We start from the raw sequence: 18,833 nt of genomic DNA, 5'->3' as shown, positions 1-18,833 counted from the left end.
GTTTCTACCTCAGTTTCAGGGTGGCAAGGCCGACCAGTACCAGAATCACGGTGATGATCCAGAAACGGACAATCACGCGTGGCTCCGGCCAGCCCTTGAGTTCAAAGTGGTGGTGAATCGGCGCCATGCGAAACACCCGGCGCCCGGTCAACTTGAAGGAGGCCACCTGGATGACCACCGACAGGGTTTCCATCACGAACACGCCGCCCATGATGAACAACACGATTTCCTGGCGAACGATCACCGCAATGGTGCCCAAGGCTGCGCCCAGCGCCAGTGCGCCGACGTCGCCCATGAAGACTTGTGCCGGATAGGTGTTGAACCACAGGAAACCCAGGCCGGCACCGATCAAGGCGCCGCAGAACACAATCAATTCACCCGCGCCCGGTACATAAGGGATCAGCAGGTATTCGGCGAATTTCACGTTACCCGACAGGTAGCAGAAGATGCCGAGCGCGCCGCCCACCATCACCGTCGGCATGATCGCCAGGCCGTCGAGGCCATCGGTCAGGTTCACCGCGTTGCTGGAGCCGACGATCACGAAGTAGGTCAGCACCACGAAGCCGATGCCCAGTGGAATGCTGGCGTCCTTGAGCATCGGAATGATCAGGGTGGTTTCCACTGCGCTTGGCGCGGTGGTGTACAGGAAGATCGCCGCGCCCAGGCCGAATACCGACTGCCAGAAATACTTCCAGCGGCTCGGCAGCCCTTTGGAGTTTTTCTCGATCACTTTGCGGTAGTCATCGACCCAGCCGATGGCGCCGAACAGCAAAGTCACCAGCAGCACCGTCCAGACGTAACGGTTGTGCAGGTCTGCCCAGAGCAGGGTGCTGATACCGATCGACGACAGGATCAGCGCGCCGCCCATGGTCGGGGTGCCGGACTTGGACAGGTGCGACTGCGGGCCGTCATTACGTACCGATTGACCAATTTGCAGGTTCTGCAGGGTGCGGATCATCCACGGCCCCAGAAACAGCGACAGAGACAGCGCGGTCAGCACACCCAGGATCCCGCGCAGGGTCAGGTACTGAAAGACCGCGAAGCCTTTGTGGAACTGTTGCAGATACTCAGCCAGCAGCAGCAGCATTAATGTTTCTCCGTACTTGAACCGCACAAGGCCGCGACGACGTTTTCCATCACCGCGCTGCGCGATCCCTTGATCAAAATGGTTGTGTGTTTGTCTTGTTCTGCTGCGTCCAAGGCCTGGATCAGCTCGGCCTGGGTTGCGAAATGCCTCGCACCGGGGCCGAAAGCGTTGACCGCATGGGCCATGTTCGTGCCAACGGCGTAGAGCGCGTCCACTTTGCCAGCGGCATAGGCGCCGACTTCACGATGGCCTTGTTCAGCCCAATCGCCCAACTCGCCGATATCGCCCAGTACCAGGACTTTGCGCCCATCAAAGCCTTTGAGCAGATCCACAGCGGCATTGATGGAGGACGGGTTGGCGTTGTAAGTGTCATCAATCACCCGCATGCCGTTGCTGGCAAGTTGCGCCACGGTGCGGCCCTTGACCGGCTGCACCGCGCCCAGGCCCGTGGCGATACCGAACAGCGACACACCCAGGGCATGGGCGGCAGCGGCGGCGGCCAAGGCGTTGGCGACGTTATGGTTGCCCAGCAGATTCAACTGCACGTGCTCGTTACCTTGCGGGGTGTGCAAGGTGAAGGCTGGGCAGCCACGGGCATCCACCGTGATCTTGGAGGCATGGAAGTCTGCGGCGGCATTCAATACGGCGAACGTCAGCACCTTGCGACCGGCAGCGCGTGCACGCCAGGTCGCGAAAGCCTTGTCGTCGAGGTTCAATACGGCGGTGCCCGAAGCGTCGAGGCCTTCAAGGATTTCGCCCTTGGCTTCGACGATTTTTTCCGGACCGCCGAACTCACCCACATGGGCGGTGCCGGCATTGTTGATGATCGCAACGTGGGGCTTGGTCAGCGCCACGGTATAGGCGATTTCGCCGACGCGCGAAGCCCCCAGTTCTATCACCGCCGCCGTGTGTTCCGGGGCCAGTTCGAGCAGGGTCAGCGGGGCGCCGAAATCATTGTTCAGGTTGCCACGGGTCGCAAGTACCGGGCCGCGTGTGCGCAGTACACCGGCGAGCAGTTCCTTGACCGTGGTCTTGCCGCTGGAGCCAGTGACGGCGGCGACAGGCTTATCGAACGCTGCACGGTTGAGCGCACCCAATTGGCCAAGGGCCAGCCGGGTATCGGCGACCAGCAGTTGCGGCAAGGTGGAGTCTGCGACTTCGCGCTGCACCAAGGCACCCACGGCACCTTTGGCAGCGACGTCGTTCAGGTAATCGTGACCGTCAAAGCGTGGGCCGGCCAAGGCGACGAACAGTTGCCCCGGCTTGATCGCCCGGCTATCGATGCTCACGCCATCGAAGCGGCAATCGCTCGACAGCACGCGGGCCGACAGGGCCTGGGTCAGTTCACCGAATGTCATCACCTTAAGCATGGGCAACCTCCCAAGCGGTCAAGGCATGATCGGCCTCGACCAGATCGGAGAAGGCATGGCGCTCGCCGTTGATTTCCTGGTAGTCCTCGTGACCTTTGCCGGCCAGTACGACCACGTCGTCAGCGCTGGCGCCGGCGATCAATTGCGCGATGGCCGCACCGCGACCAGCAACGAACGTCGCCTTGGAGACGTCTTTGAAGCCTGCGCGGATATCGTCGAAAATCTGGCTCGGGCTTTCGCTGCGCGGGTTGTCATCAGTGACCAGCACGCCGTCGGCCAAGCGCTCGACAATCTCGGCCATCAGCGGACGCTTGCCGCGATCACGATCACCGCCGCAACCGAACAGGCACAGCAACTTGCCTTTGGCGTGAGGGCGCAGGGCTTCGAGGACTTTTTCCAGGGCATCCGGGGTATGGGCGTAATCAACCACCACCAGCGGCTGCGTGCCGCCACCCAGGCGTTGCATGCGACCGGCCGGACCTTCCAGCTTCGGTAGCACCTTGAGGATCTCGTCCAGGGCGTAATCCAGGCCAAGCAACGCGCCGATGGCGGCGAGGACGTTGCTCAGGTTGAAACGCCCGAGCAACGTGCTGCGCAGGTGGTGTTCGCCCTGGGGCGTTACCAGCGTGGCGCGCACGCCTTCGTCATTGAATTGGGCTTCGCGGCAGTACAGGTATGCACTGGCGTCCAGCAGGCTGTAGCTGATCAAACGCGATTCGCTGTCCTGGGCAGCCAATTGGCGACCGAACTCATCGTCAAGGTTCACGACCCGGCACTTCAAGTCACTCCAGGCGAACAACTTGGCCTTGGCGGCGGCGTACGCCTCCATGGTGCCGTGGTAGTCCAGGTGGTCACGGGACAGGTTGGTCATCACTGCCACGTCAAAAGCCAGTGCAGTCACGCGGCCCTGGTCGAGGCCGTGGGACGAGACTTCCATGGCAACCGCCTTGGCACCGGCCTTTTTCAGGTCGGCCAGGGTCGCTTGCACGGCGATAGGATTCGGCGTGGTATGCAGGCCGCTTTGCAGCGCGCCATAAAACCCGGTGCCCAAGGTACCCACGATGCCGCAGTGCTGGCCGAGCAGGTCAAGCGCCTGGGCAACCAGCTGGGTCACGCTGGTTTTGCCGTTGGTGCCAGTCACGCCCACCAGATTGAGGTGACGACTCGGGTCACCATAGAAGCGCCCGGCGATGTCCGACAATTGCTTGGCCAGACCTTTGACCGGGATCAGCGGCACGTCGGTGATCGGCAGCACGGTGGCGCCTTCCACTTCATAAGCCACGGCGGCTGCACCGCGCTGCAAGGCGTCGGCTATATGCGCACGGCCATCGACCTTGCCGCCCGGCACCGCCAGGAACAGGTCACCAGCGCGCACATTACGGCTGTCCAGAGTCAACTCGCGAATCAGCAGATCGCGGCCGGCATGGGCGAAAATCTTGTTCAGGCTAAGAGACATCAGCCGCGCCCTCCATTGGCTTTGACTGCAGCGGCCGGTGGTCCGGCGTTCGCTTGTTGGGTCGGCGGCAGGTTGTCCGGCGTGATGTTCATCAGGCGCAGGGTGCCGGACATCACTTTGCTGAACACAGGCGCCGAAACCAGGCCACCGAAGTAACCGGCTTTGCTCGGCTCGTCGATCACCACAACAATCGCGTAGCGTGGGTCGCTCATCGGGCCGAAGCCGGCGAACAGCGAACGGTAGGAGTTTTCGGCATAGCCCTTGGTCCCCACCGACGTCTTACGTGCGGTACCGGACTTGCCTGCTACGTGATAAGCCGGCACCTGGGCACGGAATACGCCACGTGGCGCTTCGATCACTTGTTGCAGCATGCCTTGCATGGTCTTGGCGACATTTTCCGGGATGACCTGCGTGGCTTTTGGCGCTTCGTCAACGTGGATCAGGCTCAGCGGCACCATGCGGCCATTGTTGGCCAGTACGGAGAAGGCGTGAGCCAGTTGGATAGCGGTTACCGACAGACCGTAACCATAGGAAAGCGTGGCGGTCTCGGCCTTTTTCCAGTCGCGGTAGTTCGGCAGGTTGCCGACGCGCTCACCGGGGAAGTCCAGGCCGGTGGGTTGGCCCAGGCCGATTTTTTGCGCCAGGTGGTAGATGGTTTCGCCGCCGATATCGAAGGCGACCTTACTCATGCCGACGTTACTGGAGTTGATCAGGATGCCTGTCAAATCCAGCACTGGACCTTCGGTGCGCGATACGTCACGAATGGTGTATTTGCCCAACTGCAACGTGCCGGGGTACACCTCGACCTTGTCGCTGGGCTTCCAGCGTCCGGTTTCCAGGGCGGCACTCATGGAGATGGCTTTCATGGTCGAACCCGGCTCGAACACGTCGATCATGGCGCGGTTGCGCATCATCGCCGGTTGCAGGTTGCGACGGTTGTTCGGGTTGTAGGTCGGCTGGTTGACCATGGCCAGGATCTCGCCGGTCTTCACGTCCATGATCACCAGGCTGCCGGCCTTGGCGCCGTTCTCGATGATCGCGTTACGCAGCTCGCGGTTGGCCAGGTATTGCAGACGCAGGTCAATCGACAACGCCAAGGGCTTGCCGGCCTTGGCGTTTTTGGTGACTTGGACATCCTTGATCAGTCTGCCGCGCCGATCCTTGATGACTTGTCGTTTGCCGGGAACCCCGGCCAGCCACTCATCGTAGGCCAGCTCGACGCCTTCGCGACCGTGGTCATCGATGTCGGTAAAGCCGACCATATGGGCAGTGGTTTCACCGGCCGGATAGAAACGACGGAACTCCTCGATGCCGTAGACACCGGGGACTTTAAGGTCGAGCACTTGCTGGCCTTGTTCGGGGGTGAGGCCGCGAACGAGGTAGATGAATTCTTTGTTGGCCTGGGCTTCAAGACGCTCAGCCAGGGCCTTTGGGTCCTGGCCCAAGGCGGCAGCCAGTTGTGGCCACTTGTCCTTGGCCACCTGCAATTCCTTGGCGTTGGCCCACAGGGTAGTCACCGGCGTACTGACGGCCAGAGGCTCGCCGTTACGGTCAGTGATCAGACCGCGGTGCGCAGGAATCGGGATATGACGCAGGCTACGGGCATCGCCCTGGCCGATCAGGAAGTCGCGGTCAACCACCTGCAGGTCAATGATCCGCCAGGCAATCGCACCCACCATCAATGCCAGCAAGCCGAGCATCAGGCGGAAGCGCCATGGGTAGAGTGCGCCTTCGAGCTTCATCATGGCGCCACCATGCGGACGTCGGCCGCGCCCGGGATGTGCATTTTCAGTTGTTCGGTCGCCAGCACTTCGATACGGCTATGGGCCGTCCAGGTGCTTTGCTCCAGGATCAACCGGCCCCACTCCGCCTGCGCTTTGTCGCGCACGCTCAATTCCCCATAGAGGGTATTGAGCAATTGGCGGTTGTAGTGCGCGCTGTAGGACACCGCAATCGCGGACACCAGCACGCCGACGTACAGCAGCATCATGAAGAAGCTGCCGCCCGGCAGGGGCTTGGCGAAAAGCTTGCTCACCGCAGCTTCTCCGCGACGCGCATGACGGCGCTACGGGAGCGTGGGTTGGCCTTGAGTTCCGCTTCGGAAGCGAACTGCGCTTTGCCATGGATTTTGATTTTCGGCACAAAGGCCTCGAAACGCACCGGCAGGTTGCGCGGCAGGTTGTCGGACTCACCCTTGACCAGGCGACGCATGAACAATTTGACGATGCGGTCTTCCAAGGAGTGGAAGCTGATCACCACCAGGCGACCGCCGACTTCCAACGCGTCCAGAGCGGCTTCGAGGCCTGCTTCCAGATCGCCCAATTCGTTATTGACGTGAATACGCAGACCCTGGAACGCACGGGTCGCCGGGTTCTTGCCCTTTTCCCAGGCAGGGTTGGCGACTTTCAGCACTTCGGCCAGGTCGGCAGTGCGCTCGAACGGCTGGATCTCGCGGCGCTCGACCACGGCACGGGCCATGCGACCGGCGAAGCGCTCTTCACCGTATTCCTTGAATACGCGGGTGATTTCTTCATGGGGAGCGGTGGCGATGAACTGTGCCGCGCTGATGCCACGGGTAGGGTCCATGCGCATGTCGAGGGGGCCGTCGTTCATGAAACTGAAGCCGCGCTCCGGGTCGTCGAGCTGTGGCGAAGACACGCCCAGGTCGAGCAAAACCCCGGCCACCTTGCCCGCCATGCCGCGCTCAGTCACTTCGGCACCCAGCTCGGCAAAGCTGCGCTGCACAACGACAAAGCGGCCGTCTTCGGCCGCTAGCGCTTGCCCGGTGGCAATCGCTTGGGGGTCTTTGTCGAACCCGAGGAGCTTACCGTCGGACCCGAGCTGGCTGAGTATCAACCGACTGTGCCCGCCCCTGCCGAAGGTGCCATCCAAATAGCAGCCATCCGCGCGTACGGCGAGAGCCTCAACGGCTTCGTCAAGCAGTACGGTGATGTGGTTAAAGCCGCTATCAATAGTCACAGGATCAAATCACGCAGTTCATCAGGCATAGCGCCCGGTTGTTGAATAGCAGCCAGGTCAGCTGCAGAAACAGCATCCCAGGCATCTTCGTCCCACAATTGGAACTTGTTCAGTTGGCCGACCAGCATTGCGCGCTTGTCCAGCTTGGCGTACTCGCGCAGACGCGGGGGCACCAGGAAACGACCGCTGCCATCGAGTTCAAGGTCGACGGCATTACCGATCAGCAAACGCTGCAGGCGGCGGTTTTCTTCACGCAATGAAGGCAGGGCGCGCAATTTGGTTTCGATCAACTCCCACTCATCGAGGGGGTAAACGCATAAACAAGGGTCAACGGCATCGATCGTGATGATTAACTGCCCGGAACTTCGCGAAATCAGCTCGTCACGATACCGGCTCGGCATAGCGAGACGGCCTTTTGCATCGAGACTGATAGCGTTAGCTCCGCGAAACACAGATGCGTTTCTCCAAATTTTAGCGTTTTACGTTCAAAAAACCCACTTTGTGCCACTTTCCGCCACTTGCGCACACTATAGGAATGCGCCCACCACACCGTCAAGGCGCGGATTCAAGGAAAAGCCTTACAGAACGGAGATTTAGGAGCGTAAAAGCAGGAGAAACCAGAGTTCGACGGTGTTTTTGACCCAGCAAGGTCAAATAGCTCAAAGAGCTACGACTTAAAGTTAAAGTAATTTATTAAGAGTAAGATTTTTTTGGTATTACGAAGATGCATCTGCCAATGATTTGGCAGGGAGGGATTCTTGCGCTACTACCGAGTTTCTGCCTGAGATTCAGGCAGAGGGAAAAAGGTGGAGAGTCGATCTGTAAGCCGGGTTCTGTCTTGAACAGTCATTCGTCTACGATGGCCATCACTGGACACCTTTAGCAACCTACCCGGTCCCAGCGCGGGCCACGCCTTGGGACCCTATTTGGTCTTGCTCCAAGTGGGGTTTACCTAGCCACGAACTGTTGCCAGTCGTGCGGTGCGCTCTTACCGCACCTTTTCACCCTTACCGGCACCGAAGTGCTTAGGCGGTTATTTTCTGTGGCACTTTCCGTAGGCTCACGCCTCCCAGGCATTACCTGGCACTTCGCCCTATGGAGCCCGGACTTTCCTCCCCCCCCTAATTTTCATAGAGGGCAGCGACTGTCCAATCGACTCTCCGCCGCGCAGGTTAACGGCACGGCGGCCTCAGGACAAGTACTAAAAATGCAGCATCGCCATCACGTTCAGACGAGATACAGCTATAACCCCGGAACTATTCAGCTTTTTGTTTATCCAGCGCGACTTGATACAACACGTTCTTACGTAAGCCGGTGATTTCCGCCGCCAAGGCTGCGGCACGCTTGAGGGGCATTTCCTTGAGCAGCAGGTCCAGGATACGCATGGCCTCGCTGCCGACTGCATCTTCGGCTTCCGGCGCCGTCCAGCCCGCCACCAGCACCACACACTCGCCGCGCTGCTGATTGCTGTCACCTTCGACAAACGCGCGCAGTTCCTCCAGCGGCAGCCCCTTGAGGGTTTCGAAGGTTTTGGTCAGTTCACGGGCCAGCAATGCCAGGCGCGCGCCGCCAAACACCAATTCCATATCCTGCAGACATTCAAGGATGCGGTGCGGCGCTTCGTAGAAGATCAGGGTCCGTGGCTCTTCCTTTACCGCCTCAAGGCGCGCACGCCGCCCCACAGCCTTGGCCGGCAGGAAACCCTCGAAGATGAAGCGGTCCGAAGGCAGGCCTGCCGCCGACAATGCAGCAATCAGCGCGCACGCCCCCGGAACAGGCACTACATTGATACCAGCGGCCCGCGCTTGGCGAACCAAGTGGTAACCCGGATCGGAAATCAGCGGCGTGCCCGCGTCGGAGATCAGCGCCACATCGTCACCGGCCAGCAGGCGTACGATAAAGCGGCTGCCTTCTTCGCGTTCGTTATGCTCGTGGCACGCGGCTAATGGCGTGCTGATACCAAAATGCTGCATCAACCGTTGGGAGTGCCGCGTGTCTTCCGCCGCGATCAATTTAACCTCGCGCAACACTTTCAGCGCCCGGGCACTGATGTCGTCCAGGTTGCCAATGGGCGTCGCCACGACAAAAAGCGAGCCTGCAGTGGAATTCAAAGGACCTGGAGCAGTCAAAACGCACACCTCGATGGTTGGCAAAAGCCACATTGTAGCGCGTAGACGCCTTGAAAATATGCCATCACGGCCGACGCCTTTTCAGCCGCCGATTGCCAACGGCAGCCCAATAGCAACATTTGCACGACCTAAATCGACGGTTTCACGCCAGTAACATCGCGCCTGGGCCAGTGCTTGGGTACAATTCCACGCTAATTTGATCGGTATCAGGAACACTTACATGATCGCTTGCCTGCGGCTGCTCTCCGCCCTCTGCCTCGCTGCCTTACTGGCGGCTTGCGCCAGCTCGCCCTCGTCCAGCCTTGGCGAACTTCCACGGACCCCGGATGCCAGTATCGAGCAACTGCTCGAACAGGCCACCACCGCCAAGACGCCAGAAAAGGCCGCATTGCTGCGCCTGAGTGCGGCAGACATGGCCTACAAACAGAACAATCCCGGCCGCTCATCGCAGATTCTTGCACAAGTGCCCCTGGATACCCTCAAGCCAGCCGCACAAGTATTTGCCAGCACACTGGCCGCCGAACTGGCCATGGCGCGCAACCAGCCCAAAGCCGCGCTGACGGCCTTGAACCACCCAAGCCTGCAAAGCCTGAAGGATCTGCCGACCGAACAGCAGATCCGCACCGGTACCGTGCATGCCCGCGCTTACGAAGCCGATGGCCAGACCCTCGCCGCTGCCCGCGAGAGGGTCGCGATGGCGCCACTGCTGACTGGCGAGGCCGCCAACAGTAATCACGAAGCCATCTGGACGCTGATTGCCGCACTGCCGGCCGAACAGCTGCAAGCCAGCGGCACCCCGATCCTGGACGGCTGGATCACCCTGGCCCAGGCGGTCAAGGGCGCCGGTACGCTGGAGCAACAACAGGCGGCTATCGACACCTGGCGTGCGCAGAATCCGGGCCACCCGGCCGCCGTGCAGCTGCCTACGCCGCTGACCAAACTCAAGGAACTGGCGAGCCAACCCCTGAACAAGATCGCCCTGCTGCTGCCACAAGAAGGCCCGCTGGCCTCCGTCGGCAAGGCGTTGCGTGAAGGCTTCATGGCGGCTCACTACCAGGCTGAACAAGCCGGCCAGAAGCCGCCGGTGATCGAGTTCTATGACAGCTCGCGCCTGACCTCCATCGACGACTTCTACGCCAAGGCCCAGGCCGCCGGCGTGCAATTGGTTGTCGGCCCACTGGAGAAGCCGCTGGTCAAACAGCTCAGTGCGCGCCCGCAACTGCCGATCACCACCCTGGCGCTGAACTACAGCGAAACCGATCAAGGCCCCGCGCAATTGTTCCAGTTCGGGCTGGCCGCTGAAGACGAAGCCCGCGAAGTGTCGCGCCGTGCCCGTGCCGACGGCCTGCATCGCGCAGCCGCGATGGTGCCGCGTGGCGAATGGGGTGAGCGCGTCTACAAGGCGTTCCGCCAGGACTGGGAAGCCAATGGCGGCACCGTTATGGGTGTCGAGTATGTCGACCAGCCGGTCGCCCTGGCCCAGCAGATTGCCGATCTGTTCCAACTGCGTAAAAGCGAAGGCCGCGCCAAGAGCCTGCAAAGTACCGTGGGCACCGACGTAGCGGCACAACCGTCGCGTCGCCAGGACATCGAGTTCATCTTCCTGGCCGTCACCCCGCAGTTGGCCCAGCAGATCAAGCCGACCCTGAACTTCCAGTACGCCGGCGATGTGCCGGTCTACGCAACGTCCCACGTGTTCAGCGCCAGCGGTGACCGCAACCAGTATCTGGACATGACCAACGTCATGTTCTGCGAAACACCTTGGCTGCTCAACACCACCGATCCGCTGCGTAACCAGGTTGCTGCACAATGGCCGCAAGCCAATGGCAGCCTTGGTCGCCTGTATGCAATGGGCGTCGACGCCTACCGCCTCGCACCACGCCTGGGCCAGCTCAAGGCGCTGCCAGATACACGGGTTGACGGTCTTTCGGGCAACCTGGGTATCAGCGCCAACCAGCGCGTCGATCGCCAGATGCCTTGGGCCAAGTTCGTCGGTGGCGAGGTCCAACGCCTGCCGGACACACCGCGCTGATGCCCGAGCGGACCAGCGCGCAATGCGGCAAGGATGCCGAACTTCAAGCTCTGCAACACTTGCAGCAACAGGGTCTGCGCCTGCTGGCGCAGAACTGGTTGTGTAAACGCGGCGAGCTTGATCTGGTCATGCTTGACGGCGATACAGTAGTATTCGTCGAAGTCCGCTACAGAAAACACGCACAATGGGGTGGCGCGCTCGCCAGTATCGACGGGCGCAAGCGTCAGAAGCTGATACTCGCCGCGCAGTTTTTCCTGCAGAAAGAGCATCGGTGGGCCGACGCCCCCTGCCGCTTCGACGTGGTTGCCATAGAAAGCACACCGTCTGGCAAGGCTGATCTGAACTGGCTCAAAGATGCCTTCGACAGCTGACTCACCGGACATCTTCACCACACACTTTTGCTCTTTGCTTTGCGGGCTGCACATTCCTGTGCCAAACAGCCGCGCTACTTAAGGTCACACAGATGGACATGCAATCCCGAATTCGCCAGCTTTTCCAGGCCAGCATCGACACCAAGCAACAGGCGATGGACGTACTTGCACCGCACATCGAGCAAGCCAGTCAGGTCATGGTCAATGCCTTGCTAAACGAGGGCAAAATGCTTTCGTGCGGCAACGGCGGTTCGGCTGGCGATGCCCAGCATTTCTCGTCCGAGCTGCTCAACCGCTTCGAGCGTGAGCGTCCGAGCCTGCCGGCTATCGCCTTGACGACCGATTCGTCGACGATCACCTCGATTGCTAACGACTACAGCTACAACGAAATCTTCTCCAAGCAGATCCGCGCCCTGGGCCAACCGGGCGATGTCCTGCTGGCGATTTCCACCAGCGGCAACTCGGCGAATATTATTCAAGCGATCCAGGCCGCACATGATCGCGAAATGATTGTCGTAGCATTGACCGGACGCGATGGCGGCGGCATGGCCTCGCTGCTGCTGCCCGAAGATGTTGAAATTCGCGTCCCGGCCAATGTCACCGCACGTATTCAGGAAGTCCACCTGCTGGCGATCCACTGCCTGTGCGATCTGATCGACAGCCAACTGTTTGGGAGTGAAGAATGACCGTTAACCGCCTCGGCCTCTTGGCCATTACGCTGTGCCTCGGCATCAGCGGCTGCAGCACGGCGATCACTGCAACACGTGACACCCCTATTCAGGATGACAAGGGCACCCGCACCTTCGGCAGCAAGATCGACGACTCGTTGATCGAAACCAAGGTGGAAGTCAACGTCGCCAAAGCCGCCACGGATCTGGGCAACGGTGCGTCGCGCATCGTCGTCACCAGCTTCAACGGTGTCGTACTGCTCGCCGGTCAAACCCCGCGGGCCGATCTCAAGGCTCAAGCAGAACAAGCAGCCGCCTCGGTTCAGCGCGTCAAGAAGGTCCACAACGAATTGCAGGTCATGGACCCTATCACCCTGCTGGCCATCAGCAACGACGCGCTGCTGACCACCAAGATCAAGGCACAGATGCTGACCGACAACGCGATCCCTGGCTCGCGGATCAAGGTCGTGACAGACAACGGCATCGTGTACCTGATGGGCTTGCTGACACAGGCAGAAGCCACCCGAGCCTCCAACCTGGTACAGGGTGTATCCGGCGTGCAGAAAATCGTGAAGGTGTTCGAATACATCGACTGATGTAACCGACAGGCACAAAAAAGGGCGCCGTGCATTGATTGCACGGCGCCCTTTTTATTTCGCTGTTTACTGGTACTGCTGGTACGGGTTGCCCTGGAACTGGTTGTTTTGTTGAGGCGCCTGCTGCTGACCGCCGTATTGCTGACCTGGAATTGGCCCAAGGTTGACCTCTACGCGACGGTTCTGGGCGCGACCGTTAACGTCGGCATTGCTGGCAATCGGGTTATCCGGGCCGGCACCTCGTGCGCTCAGGTTGGCACCGTTGACGCCTTGGGAGGTCAGGTAGTTGGCCACGCTCTGCGCACGACGCTGGGACAGGTCCATGTTCAGCTGGCGGCTACCGGTACTGTCGGTGTAGCCCACGATCTGGATGGTGTTCTGGTTGAACTGCTTGAGGGAGTTGGCCAGGTTGTTCAGCGACTGATAGAAGCTGCTGGAGATCGCGTCCGAGTTGGTGGCAAAGGTGATGTTGCCCGGCATGATCAGCTTGATCTGATCGCCTTGGCGCTGCACTTCAACCCCGGTGTTGGCCATGCTCTCGCGCAGTTTCTTTTCCTGTTGGTCGGCGTAGTAGCCGTAACCCGCTGCGCCAGCACCTGCAACCACCGCACCGATCAGTGCGCCCTTGCCACGGTTGTTATGGTCGATGGCAGCACCGGCCAATGCACCGGCCAGAGCACCAAGGCCGCCGTACTTGGCGGTTTTGCTCATACCGCTGGATTCATTATTCGCCTGTCCCTGGCTGCTGCCGTCATAAGGATTAGGTGAAGCGCAGCCGGACAACAGGGCTACGGCGGTGGCGACAACAAGCAGACGACGCGGAGTGAACATGAAGAGAGCTCCTACTTTTGCATTCTGTGGTGCAGAGGACATTGGCAATGGACCAGTGCCGAGTTTTGAACACGACAAATGGCAAAAATTCCGTGACCACTCGCGCAGCTGTAACAAAAGGTTAGCCACATTACCGCTATAGAAAACGTAGCAGACCTCAGCTGAACGCGACCTGCGTATTTGCTACAACAGATTGCCCCTCAGAGAACAACCTCAGCCTGCAGCCATCCCCTCAAGCCCGCACAAATGGATTCTCGCGCATCTCCTCGCCCAAGCGCGTATCCGGCCCGTGACCGGTGACCACCGTGGCGCCCTCGTCCAGCGTGTAAAGCCGCTGTTTGATCGAGCGCACGATAGTGGCCTGGTCCCCACCCCACAAATCCGTGCGCCCCACGCCACGCCGGAAAAGCGTGTCGCCGGCGATCAGCAGCTTGGCATCGGCAAACCAGAAACTCATCGATCCCGGCGTGTGACCCGGCGTATGCAAGGCTACGCCGCAGCCGCAGGCCAATTCTTCGTCATCTTCCAGCCACCGGTCCGGCGACGGCACCGGGGTATAAGGCACGCGAAACATCTGGCACTGCATTTCCAGGTTGTCCCACAGGAACTGATCTTCCTTGTGCAGGTGCAACGTGGCGCCGGTTTTCTCTTTCAACTGGCCGGATGCCAGGAAGTGATCGAGGTGGGCGTGAGTGTGGATGATGCTCACAACCTTGAGGCCCAGCGCATCGAGGCGCGCCAGGATCAGCTCGTGGTTGCCGCCGGGGTCGACCACGATGGCTTTTTTGGTGATGGGATCGCCGATGATAGTGCAGTTGCATTGCAGGGGTCCGACGGGGAAGGTTTCGCGGATGAGCGCGGGCGTTGTGGGTTCCATGGGCAGTCCTCGGGTGCAAATCAAATAGCGCTGAAGTAAACGCACTATTAAAACAGAAGGGGAGAGCTTGCCGCTCCAGCGCGAGTAAACACGCTAGCCAATCAACCTAAGCTCCTGCGCCCGCGCCACCGCCTGGGTGCGTCGCTCCACGCCAAGCTTGCTGTTGATGTGGCTGGCGTGGGTCTTGACGGTGTGCAGTGAGATAAACAGTCGGTTGCTGATTTCCTGGTTGGAGCAGCCTTGGGCAATGAGTTGCAACACGGCCAGTTCCCGGACGCTCAGGGCCTCATGGTTAGGTGACACGTCAGCCGCCACAACGACGGGCAGCAGCACCACAAGGCTCTGATTCAGCACGCCCTGGGGATCCTTGCCAAGTTGCTCGCGCATCCAGTCCGGGTGGTTTTCCAGCAGCCTCTGGAAAGGTTGCAACGCTCCTCCGGCACCGGCCTCAAGCGCTCGCGCCAATACCGGCCGCGCCTTGGCTTCCTGACCGCCGTCCAGCAGCAACTGTGCCTGCTGGGTAAGCGCCATCAAGGCAATCATCTGGCGCCCACTGTCATGGGCCTGTTGCGCCAGTGCGTCGAGCCGTTGCAATGCGGCCTCGGGCTGATGGCGGATGGCATCGAGGGCGGCTTGTTGCAGCCCGATATGTTGCGGCAAATGCGGGTGGAATTCCGGCGCAGCGGCAGCCTGCTCGCCATTGTAGGTCTGCCCCAGCCGCGTCAACCAGGCGTCGGCCAGGTCGGTGCGGCCCTGGGCCAGCCACAGCTCGCATTTGATCAGGGTGATCATCGCCAGGTAGTAGATGGGCGGCACGTCCCAGATATGCATCAAACGTTCGGCCTCGGCGAGCTCGGCGAAGGCTTTGGAGAAGTCATTGCGCCGCCCTTCGAAGCTGGCGATCACGCAATGGCCGATCAGGACGCTGATGTCGCGACAGGCGCGCGCCTCCGCCAGGCCTGCGCGCAGATGGGCGATACCGGCTTCCGGCTGATTGCGCACCAACAGCAGATAACCTTCGTACAACGACAAACGCGCACGTACCGCGTAAAGCCGCTGCGGCGCCAGCCCGTGCAAACGTTGCAGGCCCTGGCGTACTTCATCAAGAGCCCGCAGGATTTCGCCGCGTGCTTGCAATACCCGCGCACGATCGTAATGGGCCAAGGCTTCAAACAACGGGTTGCCGACGCGCTGCGCCAACTCCAGTGATTCGCGGTTCAGCCCACGGGCGCGCCACAAGTCACCATTGGCAATCGCCAGATTGGACAGCGTCGACAGGCACACCAGACGTTGCCCGTAACGCCGTTGCGGCAGACTTTCCAAGGCCTCGCTGCAATAACGCTCAGTCAACTCACGGTCACCCCGGCCACGGGCGATAATCCCGCTCAGCGCCAGCCACTGGGCCAGCATCGACTTTTGCGCCGTGGCCGACGGAGCGGGCAGGAAGCGACTGAGGTAGCCGGACAGTTCTTCCGCAGCATCCAACTGACAGGCCAATCCCAGTGCCCAGCTGTACAGCACGATCAAACGCGGTGTGCTGATCAACAGACTGTCGGGCAAGTCCATTTTCCAGCGCAGCAACATGCCGACATTCTGCTCGGCCAGCAGCTGCTCTTCGGACAGGTTCTGCACCAGGCTGGCCGCAACGTCCAGGTGCCTGGCGCGTAACGCCTGCTCTACCGCCTCGTCGATCAAGCCTTGGCCGTTGAACCAGCGGCAAGCGCGCAGGTGCAGGCTGGCGGCCGGCAGTACATTGCTGCTCGCACGGCGGGTGCGCAGCAGGTCGGAGAATAAATGATGGTAGCGGTACCAATGGCCCTGCTCGTCCAAGGGCACCAGGAAAACCTGGTGGGCTTGCAGGTAACGCAGGATCTCGGCGCTATCATGGGCTTCGCGCACGGCGTCGCACAATTCGCTGCAGAAACGATCCTGGGGGGCCGTATCGAACAGGAACGCCTGCACGTCGGGCGGCAGGCAGTCGATCACCTCTTCCAGCAAATAGTCGCGGATCAGCCCTTCCCCACCGTGCAGGTTTTGCGGCAAGGCGCCTTCGTTGCCAGCTTCGGAAGCCGCCAGCAGCCAGAAGCGCAGTCCCGCCACCCAGCCTTCGCTGCGGCGGATCAGGTTGTCGAGGGCCTCACCGCTCAGGGAACTGCTGTGGCGATCCAACAGCGCCTGGGATTCGGCATGGGTCAGGCGCAGGTCTTGCTCGTGCAACTCCAACAGGTGCCGCGACAGGCGCAAGCGTGCCAGATGCCAGTCCGGGCGCTGGCGACTGGTAACCAGTACCACCAGGCCGTCAGGCAGATGATTGAGGAAAAACTGCAGGCAGCGGTCCAGCACCGGGCCCTGGGCCAGGTGATAGTCGTCCAGCACCAGCAGCAACGGCGCCCGCGTGGACAGATGGACCGCCAGCTCATCAAGCAAGCCATCCAGCCATTCTTCAAAGGCAAAAGGTTGGTGACGCTGGCGCATTTTCAGCAGGCCCAGGGATTGAGCGCCGAGTGCGGGGAAGTACTGCTGCAACCCTTCGAGCAGGCGCTCAAGGAAGCGTCCTGGGTCGTTGTCCCGAGGGTTCAGGCCCAACCACAGGCTTTGCCAGTGGGACGGCAGGCTCTGGCAGAACTCCACCGCCAGCGAACTCTTGCCGAAACCCGCCGGGGCGCTGACCAGCAGCAACCGCCCGTCGAGGCCAGCGCTCAGCCGTTCACACAGGCGGGGGCGCAGCACGTAGCCGTCAGGCAGCGGAGGCCTGTAGAAACGAGCTTCCAGGGTCGGGACTACCACACTGGCAGGCCCATGGATTCGAGACAGATCAGTCATCGCCGGGCTCTTGTAGAAGGCTGTTGTCGGCATTGCAGATGTCCGCAGACTAGCGGTAAAAGCAGCAGGTTTGTAGATCTTTGAAACATTTGCCTGAAAAAGAACTGCGACAAAAAATATCGCGACAAACAAAAAGTGGGAGGGGGCTTGCTCCCGATGGCGGTGGATCAGTCAATGCCCAGGCTGACTGTCACACTGCTATCGGGGGCAAGCCCCCTCCCACATTGGGTTACAGCTGCAGCTTAGCGAACACCGTCCTGGCGCAAAGCCGCTGGAGTGAAGTCGCTGGTGGTGGCGGTGAAGCCGAAGTCATACGCCTGCTTCTCTTCGTTCTTCATGCCCAGGGCCAGGTAGCGGCCGGACTGCAGGTCGTAGAGGGTTTCCAGGGCGTACCACGGTACTTGTTTGTCGTAGTAGTTCTCGGCATGGGCTTCGGCGACGCGCCACAGTTGGCCACGACCGTCGTAGTGATCGATCACCGCGGCTTGCCAGGTGTCTTCGTCGATGAAGAAGTCACGCTTGGCATAGATATGGCGCTGGCCTTCCTTCAAGGTGGCGACCACGTGCCAGACGCGGCGCAGCTCGTAGCGTGTCAGGTCCTGGTTGATGTGGCCGGCCTTGATGATGTCGGCGTACTTGAGCTTCGGATCGTCGATCTTGTAGCTGTTGGAGGCGATGTAGATTTCCTTCTTGCCTTCCAGTTTCCAGTCGTAGCGATCCGGCGCACCGTTGTACATGTCGAGGTTGTCGGAAGTCCGCAGGCCATCGGCGGCAGTGCCCGGCCCGTCATAGGACACTTGCGGCGCCCGGCGCACACGGCGCTGGCCGGCGTTGTAGACCCACGCCGAACGCGGTTCCTTCACCTGGTCCAGGGTTTCGTGCACCAGCAGCACACCACCGGCCAGGCGTGCTGGCGCGGTCACTTGCTGCTTGAAGTAGAACAGCACGTTGCCTGGGTTTTTCGGGTCGAAGTCCTTCATCTTGTCGCGGAACACGAACTGGTCGCGGAAGTACACCAGGCTGTAGGAACCGTTGGTTTGCGGCGTGGCCTGGGTCACCAGGCGGGTCACGCTGCCACCGCGATAACGGGTGATGTGGTTCCAGATAACCTCGACGCCCGTTTTCGGAATCGGGAACGGCACGGCCGTTTCGAAGTTCTCAAGGCCGTTGCCGCCGGACACCAGGTTGGTGGTGGTGGCGTTCTTCTTGATGGAGGCGAACACCTCCGCCGGCACGGTGGCGCCACGATGGGTCGGGTAGACCGGCATCTTGAAGGTTTCCGGGTAACGCTTGAACATCGCGTACTGCCCCGGTGCCAGCTTGTCTTTGTACTGCTCGACGTTTTGCGCGGTGATGGTGAATTGCGGCTGCTCGCTGGCGTACGGGTTGGCGAGGAAACCTTTGGCATCCACTGCACCGGCATTGGTCGGCAGCGGTGACCATTTCGGGATGGTGCCGGCGGCGTTACCAGCCATTTCAGCGCCCATCGGGGTCAGGGAGGTGCCCAGCTTGGCGGCTTCATCCGCCGACACTGCCGCCATGACGTTGCTCGCCAGGATCGACAGTCCAAGCACACCCACGTGCAACAGACTTTTGGTTATTTTCATGTTCTGG

At 60.8% G+C, this 18,833-nt stretch carries 16 protein-coding genes and 1 other RNA gene; 4 read left to right on the top strand and 13 right to left on the bottom strand.

Features of this window, described 5'->3' with window-relative positions; translation table 11 throughout:
- Window positions 1-4: 4 nt before the first annotated feature.
- From mraY to rsmI, 9 genes are all read right to left on the bottom strand, one after another.
- Window positions 5-1,087, bottom strand: coding sequence for a phospho-N-acetylmuramoyl-pentapeptide-transferase (gene mraY / locus DNK50_RS08350; RefSeq protein ID WP_078740796.1), 1,083 nt, complete (start codon window positions 1,085-1,087; stop codon window positions 5-7).
- Window positions 1,087-2,457, bottom strand: coding sequence for a UDP-N-acetylmuramoyl-tripeptide--D-alanyl-D-alanine ligase (gene murF, locus DNK50_RS08345; protein ID WP_112193523.1), 1,371 nt, complete (start codon window positions 2,455-2,457; stop codon window positions 1,087-1,089). The genes mraY and murF overlap by 1 nt, the downstream gene beginning before the upstream one ends.
- The gene (locus DNK50_RS08340; protein ID WP_099584910.1) at window positions 2,450-3,913 is read right to left on the bottom strand and encodes a UDP-N-acetylmuramoyl-L-alanyl-D-glutamate--2,6-diaminopimelate ligase; all 1,464 of its coding nucleotides are present in this window, start codon (window positions 3,911-3,913) and stop codon (window positions 2,450-2,452) included. The genes murF and DNK50_RS08340 overlap by 8 nt, the downstream gene beginning before the upstream one ends.
- Window positions 3,913-5,655 carry a penicillin-binding protein 2 gene (locus DNK50_RS08335; protein ID WP_164673122.1) on the bottom strand — a complete coding sequence of 581 codons (1,743 nt, stop codon included), beginning with the start codon at window positions 5,653-5,655 and terminating at the stop codon, window positions 3,913-3,915. The genes DNK50_RS08340 and DNK50_RS08335 overlap by 1 nt, the downstream gene beginning before the upstream one ends.
- Window positions 5,655-5,948, bottom strand: coding sequence for a cell division protein FtsL (ftsL, locus tag DNK50_RS08330; RefSeq protein WP_076951227.1), 294 nt, complete (start codon window positions 5,946-5,948; stop codon window positions 5,655-5,657). Before ftsL ends, DNK50_RS08335 begins: the two co-directional genes overlap by 1 nt.
- The gene (rsmH, locus tag DNK50_RS08325) at window positions 5,945-6,892 is read right to left on the bottom strand and encodes a 16S rRNA (cytosine(1402)-N(4))-methyltransferase RsmH (RefSeq protein WP_162633365.1); all 948 of its coding nucleotides are present in this window, start codon (window positions 6,890-6,892) and stop codon (window positions 5,945-5,947) included. The genes ftsL and rsmH overlap by 4 nt, the downstream gene beginning before the upstream one ends.
- Complete coding sequence (mraZ, locus tag DNK50_RS08320; RefSeq protein ID WP_003171868.1) at window positions 6,889-7,344, bottom strand: division/cell wall cluster transcriptional repressor MraZ; 456 nt, start codon at window positions 7,342-7,344, stop codon at window positions 6,889-6,891. The genes rsmH and mraZ overlap by 4 nt, the downstream gene beginning before the upstream one ends.
- Before the next feature lie 354 nt (window positions 7,345-7,698).
- An RNA gene (rnpB, locus tag DNK50_RS08315) (RNase P RNA component class A) lies at window positions 7,699-8,052 on the bottom strand.
- Between the two features lie 96 nt (window positions 8,053-8,148).
- Window positions 8,149-9,054, bottom strand: coding sequence for a 16S rRNA (cytidine(1402)-2'-O)-methyltransferase (rsmI, locus tag DNK50_RS08310; protein WP_160385005.1), 906 nt, complete (start codon window positions 9,052-9,054; stop codon window positions 8,149-8,151).
- Between the two features lie 187 nt (window positions 9,055-9,241).
- Between rsmI and DNK50_RS08305 the strand changes: the two genes are divergently transcribed.
- From DNK50_RS08305 to DNK50_RS08290, 4 genes are all read left to right on the top strand, one after another.
- Window positions 9,242-11,053: a penicillin-binding protein activator gene (locus tag DNK50_RS08305; RefSeq protein ID WP_112193521.1), complete on the top strand. Its 1,812-nt coding sequence runs from the start codon at window positions 9,242-9,244 to the stop codon at window positions 11,051-11,053.
- Window positions 11,053-11,424, top strand: a complete 372-nt coding sequence (locus tag DNK50_RS08300) for a YraN family protein (RefSeq protein WP_099584908.1) — start codon at window positions 11,053-11,055, stop codon at window positions 11,422-11,424. The genes DNK50_RS08305 and DNK50_RS08300 overlap by 1 nt, the downstream gene beginning before the upstream one ends.
- Window positions 11,425-11,516: 92 nt before the next feature.
- The gene (locus DNK50_RS08295; RefSeq protein ID WP_007904374.1) at window positions 11,517-12,110 is read left to right on the top strand and encodes a phosphoheptose isomerase; all 594 of its coding nucleotides are present in this window, start codon (window positions 11,517-11,519) and stop codon (window positions 12,108-12,110) included.
- Window positions 12,107-12,688 (top strand): BON domain-containing protein, encoded by a 582-nt coding sequence (locus DNK50_RS08290; protein ID WP_032886311.1) that lies wholly within the window; start codon window positions 12,107-12,109, stop codon window positions 12,686-12,688. Before DNK50_RS08295 ends, DNK50_RS08290 begins: the two co-directional genes overlap by 4 nt.
- Before the next feature lie 66 nt (window positions 12,689-12,754).
- Here DNK50_RS08290 and DNK50_RS08285 read toward each other — a convergent pair whose 3' ends face one another.
- The 4 genes from DNK50_RS08285 to DNK50_RS08270 form a co-directional block, all read right to left on the bottom strand.
- Complete coding sequence (locus tag DNK50_RS08285; protein ID WP_112193519.1) at window positions 12,755-13,519, bottom strand: OmpA family protein; 765 nt, start codon at window positions 13,517-13,519, stop codon at window positions 12,755-12,757.
- Window positions 13,520-13,751: 232 nt separating this feature from the next.
- A complete protein-coding gene (locus DNK50_RS08280; RefSeq protein WP_099584906.1) occupies window positions 13,752-14,396 on the bottom strand; it encodes an MBL fold metallo-hydrolase in 645 nt (214 codons plus the stop codon).
- Between the two features lie 93 nt (window positions 14,397-14,489).
- Entirely contained in the window at window positions 14,490-17,219 is a 2,730-nt protein-coding gene (locus tag DNK50_RS08275) for a LuxR C-terminal-related transcriptional regulator (protein WP_112193517.1), read from the bottom strand.
- Between the two features lie 242 nt (window positions 17,220-17,461).
- Complete coding sequence (locus DNK50_RS08270) at window positions 17,462-18,826, bottom strand: DUF1329 domain-containing protein (RefSeq protein WP_112193515.1); 1,365 nt, start codon at window positions 18,824-18,826, stop codon at window positions 17,462-17,464.
- Window positions 18,827-18,833 lie beyond the last annotated feature (7 nt).

It is taken from the genome of Pseudomonas sp. LG1E9, from assembly GCF_003290225.1.
Taxonomy (GTDB): Bacteria; Pseudomonadota; Gammaproteobacteria; order Pseudomonadales; family Pseudomonadaceae; genus Aquipseudomonas; species Aquipseudomonas cyclaminis.
The sequence above is the reverse complement of the archived record's forward strand: the minus strand, read 5'-3'. Positions and strand labels throughout refer to the sequence as shown.

What these genes read in the sequence shown, in the direction of transcription:
- mraY (WP_078740796.1), bottom strand. Translation starts at nt 1,087, where the DNA reads ATGCTGCTGCTGCTGGCTGAGTATCTGCAACAGTTCCACAAAGGCTTC.
- murF (WP_112193523.1), bottom strand. Translation starts at nt 2,457, where the DNA reads ATGCTTAAGGTGATGACATTCGGTGAACTGACCCAGGCCCTGTCGGCC.
- DNK50_RS08340 (WP_099584910.1), bottom strand. Translation starts at nt 3,913, where the DNA reads ATGTCTCTTAGCCTGAACAAGATTTTCGCCCATGCCGGCCGCGATCTG.
- DNK50_RS08335 (WP_164673122.1), bottom strand. Translation starts at nt 5,655, where the DNA reads ATGAAGCTCGAAGGCGCACTCTACCCATGGCGCTTCCGCCTGATGCTC.
- rsmI (WP_160385005.1), bottom strand. Translation starts at nt 9,054, where the DNA reads ATGTGGCTTTTGCCAACCATCGAGGTGTGCGTTTTGACTGCTCCAGGT.
- DNK50_RS08305 (WP_112193521.1), top strand. Translation starts at nt 9,242, where the DNA reads ATGATCGCTTGCCTGCGGCTGCTCTCCGCCCTCTGCCTCGCTGCCTTA.
- DNK50_RS08300 (WP_099584908.1), top strand. Translation starts at nt 11,053, where the DNA reads ATGCCCGAGCGGACCAGCGCGCAATGCGGCAAGGATGCCGAACTTCAA.
- DNK50_RS08295 (WP_007904374.1), top strand. Translation starts at nt 11,517, where the DNA reads ATGGACATGCAATCCCGAATTCGCCAGCTTTTCCAGGCCAGCATCGAC.
- DNK50_RS08290 (WP_032886311.1), top strand. Translation starts at nt 12,107, where the DNA reads ATGACCGTTAACCGCCTCGGCCTCTTGGCCATTACGCTGTGCCTCGGC.
- DNK50_RS08285 (WP_112193519.1), bottom strand. Translation starts at nt 13,519, where the DNA reads ATGTTCACTCCGCGTCGTCTGCTTGTTGTCGCCACCGCCGTAGCCCTG.
- DNK50_RS08280 (WP_099584906.1), bottom strand. Translation starts at nt 14,396, where the DNA reads ATGGAACCCACAACGCCCGCGCTCATCCGCGAAACCTTCCCCGTCGGA.
- DNK50_RS08275 (WP_112193517.1), bottom strand. Translation starts at nt 17,219, where the DNA reads ATGACTGATCTGTCTCGAATCCATGGGCCTGCCAGTGTGGTAGTCCCG.
- DNK50_RS08270 (WP_112193515.1), bottom strand. Translation starts at nt 18,826, where the DNA reads ATGAAAATAACCAAAAGTCTGTTGCACGTGGGTGTGCTTGGACTGTCG.